At 69.3% G+C, this 1,934-nt stretch carries 1 protein-coding gene; it reads left to right on the forward strand.

Going from position 1 to position 1,934, the window contains the following annotated elements; translation table 11 throughout:
- The first annotated feature begins 606 nt into the window (after positions 1-606).
- Entirely contained in the window at positions 607-1,863 is a 1,257-nt protein-coding gene (ltrA, locus tag ACFW16_RS36080) for a group II intron reverse transcriptase/maturase (RefSeq protein WP_380313925.1), read from the forward strand.
- Positions 1,864-1,934 lie beyond the last annotated feature (71 nt).

The following is a 1,934-nucleotide window of genomic DNA, read 5'->3' on the forward strand; positions in this document are numbered from 1 at the left end:
GTGTGCGCCAGGCATGGCGCGAGGTGCGAGAGCACCGAGAGCCGGGAGTGGTGCCCCGGTTTGTGACTTGGAGGTGAGAGTCCTCTGCGGGCCTTGGTGATGGGAACCGCTAGCCGAACAGCAAGGGCGTCGTCGCGAGGCGGGGTCTGAAGGAAGCTGTAAGCAAAGTGCCGGCCTGACGAACAGGAAGCGCATAGGAGGCGTCCGTACCCGGGCGAGGGGGCACGAAGACCCGAAGCCCGAAATCACCCGGAGGGTGCGGCCGTAGATGCGCCAGGCTCATGGCACGAAGGTCACGCGTCTTACCCTGGGAGATCTGCCGCTCTGCCCCTGGCTTCAGGTGTGCTACCGGCGTCGCGAGGCGCCGGGAGGGGGTGGCAGAAGTCAGCAGAGGCCGTAGTAGCCGGACCGACCGGCGAAGGGCTGAACATGAAGCGCCGGACGGAGGTCGGCCTTTCGATGGCGATCGGAGACGCAGAAGGCGGGGCTGGGATGCCCCAAGCCCACGCGGGGCACGGTGGCCGGAAGCCGCCGCAGCCGGCCTTGGGTGCGTCAAGCGCCACGGCAGGATCGGGACCCTCACGACCGGAGGGGAATGAGCGGCTGATGGAAGCGATCCTCAGCCGGGAGAACCTGATGGCGGCCTACCGACGGGTCAAGGCGAACAAGGGGGCGCCGGGCATCGACAAGATGACCGTCGAGCAACTGTGGACCTTCCTGGAGGAGCGCTGGGCAGCCATCAGGGAGGACCTGCTGGAAGGCCGGTACGAGCCGGCGCCGGTGCGCGGGGTGGAGATCCCCAAGCCCGGCGGCGGGGTGCGCCTGTTGGGCATCCCGACCGTGCTCGACCGGTTCATCCAGCAGGCGATGCATCAGGTGCTGACGCCGATCTTCGATCCGGGCTTCTCCGACGCCTCGTACGGCTTCCGGCCGGGGCGGAGCGCCCACGACGCGGTCAAGGCCGCGCGGTCCCACGTGGCCGCCGGCCGCCGCTTTGTGGTCGATCTCGACCTGGAGAAGTTCTTCGACCGGGTGAACCACGACGTGCTGATGGCACGGGTGGCGCGCAAGGTCGCGGACAAGCGGGTGCTGCGGCTGATCCGCCGTTACCTGCAGGCCGGATTGATGGCGGGCGGGCTGGCGACGATGCGGACCGAGGGGACGCCCCAGGGCGGTCCGCTCTCGCCGCTCTTGTCGAACATCCTGCTCGACGACCTCGACAAGGAACTGGAACGGCGGGGCCACGCCTTCTGCCGGTACGCCGACGACTGCAACATCTATGTGCGGACGCGGCGGGCCGGCGAGCGGGTGATGGCCTCGATTACCCGGTTCCTGAAGGAGGGGCTGCGGCTGGCGGTCAACGGGGCCAAGAGCGCCGTGGACCGCCCCTGGAACCGCGTCTTCCTGGGCTTCACCATGACCGCCCACAAGACGCCGCGCCTGCGCGTGGCGCCGACGAGCGTGGCGCGGTTCCAGGCCAAGCTCCGGACGCTGTGGCGCCAGGGGCGGGGCCGCAGCCTCGGCCGCACCATCGAAGACCTTGTCCCGGTGCTCACCGGCTGGATCGCCTACTTCCGGCTGGCCGAGGCCAAGGGCATCTTCGAGGACCTGGACGGCTGGCTCCGACGGCGTCTGCGCTGTCTGATCTGGCGCCAGTGGAAGCGGCCGAGGACACGAGCAATGCGCCTGATGCAGCGGGGGCTCGACGAGGCGCGGGCACGGCTGTCCGCTTACAACGGACGCGGCCCCTGGTGGAACGCCGGGGCCAGCCACATGCACGACGCCTTCCGGGCCAGCTTCTTCCAATCTCTCGGACTGGTCAGCCTCCTCGACCGACACCGCCGCCTCAACCGCGCCTCATGAACCGCCGTGTACGGAACCGTACGCACGGTGGTGTGGGAGGAGGGCCGCCGTAAGGCGCCCTCCTACCCGAT

The sequence above is a fragment of the Inquilinus sp. NPDC058860 genome (assembly GCF_042743185.1).
GTDB lineage: Bacteria > Pseudomonadota > Alphaproteobacteria > DSM-16000 > Inquilinaceae > Inquilinus.

Coding starts and splice junctions, on each gene's coding strand:
- ltrA (WP_380313925.1), top strand. CDS start 607: ATGGAAGCGATCCTCAGCCGGGAGAACCTGATGGCGGCCTACCGACGG.